This window comes from Klebsiella sp. S69, from assembly GCF_016516145.1.
Lineage (GTDB): Bacteria > Pseudomonadota > Gammaproteobacteria > Enterobacterales > Enterobacteriaceae > Klebsiella > Klebsiella oxytoca.
This window is the reverse complement of the sequence record NZ_JACVUU010000086.1, coordinates 1-564: the sequence shown is the minus strand read 5'-3', so window position 1 is coordinate 564 and position 564 is coordinate 1. Positions and strand designations below refer to the sequence as shown.

At 55.7% G+C, this 564-nt stretch carries 1 protein-coding gene; it reads right to left on the bottom strand.

All coding sequences use genetic code 11. From position 1 onward, the window contains the following. Positions 1-564 (bottom strand): Rpn family recombination-promoting nuclease/putative transposase (locus IAE27_RS29340; RefSeq protein WP_200093437.1); only part of this gene is annotated, 564 nt, incomplete at both ends.

The window sequence follows — 564 nt, the reverse complement described above, 5'->3', positions numbered from 1 at the left end:
AGTGCGTCTCCGTGTTGCGGCACACGCTGTGCCAGTTCGCGTACAAAGGCTCCGGCGTCGGCTGTTTCGCCTGCCTGCACTATATAGTGTACCAGCGATATTACCTGCGATGAAGACAGATATCCGGCCAGCAAAATGGGTGCCAGCCGATCAACCAGTTCAGCCAGGTCCCGCTGATGAATATGCTTTTGCAGTAAAGTCAGGGCGGCCATACTGCGATGGCCAGCGATTTCATCATCCGGAATGACCGTAACGTCTACCAGCGGAAAAGCGCTGCTGTAAAGTGTGCATGCCAGATTCGGGTCGTCAAACTCATCCAGCCACCGGGTGGAGTACGGATACGGACTGCGCTTACCGGTATAGAACAGGACCGGTATCACCAGGGGCAGCTTCTTATGGCCAGCTTCCAGGTGTCGCTGCATGGCGGCCACAGCATAGCGTATCAGGCGAAAAGCCATATGTTTGTCGGGTGAGGACTGATGCTCAATGAGCACGTGAACGTAGCCATCCCCGGCGGTGGTTTTCAGGCTGTAGAGAACGTCGCTGAAATACTGGCGGAGGTCA